Consider the following 2343-nt stretch of genomic DNA (forward strand, 5'->3'; position numbering starts at 1 on the left):
GGCAGGCCCTGACCAGCTGCTCGGTGTAGGCGCGCATGAACGGCTGGGTCATGGTCACCTGGCCGCGGTCCGGGAGAACAAAACGGGGTCCGCGGGTCCGGAAGTTCTTGATCAGGGAGAAGATGTAGTCCCAGCGTCCGGCGTTCAAACCGCTCGCGTGGTCGCGGAGTTCGTACAGGATCTCCTCCATCTCGAACGCTGCCGTGATGGTTTCGATCAGCACCGTGGCGCGGATGGTGCCCTGCGGGATGCCCAGCAAGTCCTGGGCCAGGACGAAGATGTCATTCCACAGCCGGGCTTCGAGGTGGTTCTCGATCTTCGGCAGGTAGAAGTACGGGCCCTTGCCCTGGGCCAGGAGGCGGCGGGCGTTGTGGAAGAAGAACAAACCGAAGTCCACAATGCCGCCGGCAATGGGCTTGCCATCGATCAGCATGTGCTTCTCCGGCAAGTGCCAGCCACGGGGACGGACCACGATGGTGGGCAGGTCCTCGGCAGCTTTGAGTTTGTACTCCTTGCCCTCAGGGGAGGTGAAGTCGATCCGGCGTTCCAGAGCGTCGGTCAGGTTCAGCTGGCCCTGGATGACGTTTCGCCACGTCGGCGTGGAGGAGTCTTCCATGTCGGCGAGCCAGACCTTCGCCCCCGAGTTCAGGGCGTTAATGGTCATTTTCTTATCCACGGGGCCGGTGATCTCCACGCGGCGGTCCTCCAAACCCGGAGCCGGGGGAGCGACGCGCCAGCTCGGGTCATTGCGGATGCCCTCAGTTTCCGGGCGGAACCGCGGATCCTGGCCGCCGGAAATCTGGTTGCGACGGGCATGCCGTGCCTGCATCAGCTCCTGGCGACGATCCGCCGTAGCCCTGTGCAACTTGCCAACGAACTCAAGGGCGTCCGGCGTGAGGACCTCGTTCTGCCGGCAAATGGGCTGCGCGGTGATAGTGATGCCATTGATGGTGAAGTTGTCAGTGAAGCTGTTCATTTCAATCTCTCCTTGAGAAGCAAAGTTCGACGGCGGCACTTGGCTGGTTTGGGTCCTGGCTTGGGTCCGGCCTTCGGACCGGAATTGCTCTGCCTGCTATTCCCCTTATGCGGGTTTGACCTCGCTGAGCGAGGACAAACCCTGATAAGGGGGCCCTTTTACGCAGGCTGCCGCAATACCGGCCTCTGCGGCCTGGTGCCTGCCTCCCCGATACCGAGCGACCCAACGGTCGATCAAGGTGATCCGGAAGCGTGCGTAAAAGGGGCCCTATCCCCGCCGTCGACCGAGCTTTGCGAGGTCTATCGGCGGGGATGGGGAATAGCACGCGGAGGATTGCCTTGATCGACCTCCGCAGGTAGAGCGTTGCCGGTCCCTAGGCCGGAGGCAACCGGAGTCGGGGACCGCCGTCGGAAGTGGTTAGTGGAACTGGCCTTCTTCGGTGGATCCCACCAGGGCCAGGGTGGATGCGTTCGGGTTGAGCGCTGTGGCGATGTCGTCGAAGTAGCCGGTGCCGACTTCGCGCTGGTGCTTGGTGGCGGTGTAGCCGCGGGATTCGGAGGCGAATTCCTTTTCCTGGAGTTCGACGTAGGCGCTCATGCCTTCACGGGCGTAGCCGTGGGCGAGGTCGAACATCGAGTAGTTCAGGGCGTGGAAGCCGGCCAGGGTGATGAACTGGAACGTGAAGCCCATGGCACCGAGTTCGCGCTGGAACTTCGCGATGGTGGTGTCATCCAGGTGCTTGCGCCAGTTGAAGGACGGGGAGCAGTTGTAGGAGAGCATCTGGTCCGGGAAGTCGGCTTTGACCGATTCGGCGAACTTGCGTGCCAGTTCCAGGTCCGGGGTGCCGGTCTCCATCCAGATGAGGTCGGAGTACGGTGCGTAGGCCTTGGCACGGGCGATGCAGGGCTCGATGCCGTTGCGGACCTTGTAGAAGCCCTCGGCAGTGCGCTCGCCGGTAGTGAATTCCTGGTCGCGCTCGTCAACGTCCGAGGTGATCAGCGTTGCTGCTTCGGCGTCGGTGCGGGCGATCACCACGGTCGGTGTACCGGCGACGTCGGCTGCCAGGCGGGCTGCGTTCAGGGTCCGGATGTGCTGCTGGGTGGGAATCAGGACCTTGCCGCCGAGGTGTCCGCACTTCTTTTCCGAAGCAAGCTGGTCTTCCCAGTGAACGCCCGAGGCACCGGCGGTGATCATGGATTTCATGAGCTCGTAGGCGTTGAGCGGGCCACCGAAGCCGGCTTCGGCGTCGGCGACGATCGGGACCAACCAGTCCTCAACAGTCTTGACGCCCTCGGCATATTCGATCTGGTCTGCGCGGAGCAGGGCGTTGTTGATGCGGCGGACAACCTGGGGGACCGAGTTGGCCG

General features: G+C 63.2%; 1 protein-coding gene and 1 pseudogene. Both read right to left on the reverse strand.

What is annotated here, in order from left to right; translation table 11 throughout:
* Positions 1-976 (reverse strand): annotated as a pseudogene (locus HP499_RS23490) (malate synthase A); the annotation flags it as partial.
* A 417-nt stretch (positions 977-1393) separates the two neighbouring features.
* Positions 1394-2343, reverse strand: a 950-nt coding sequence (aceA, locus tag HP499_RS23495; RefSeq protein WP_172326457.1) for an isocitrate lyase, incomplete at its 5' end; no start/stop codon positions are given.

The sequence above is a fragment of the Paenarthrobacter sp. CM16 genome (genome assembly GCF_013179505.1).
Lineage (GTDB): Bacteria > Actinomycetota > Actinomycetes > Actinomycetales > Micrococcaceae > Arthrobacter.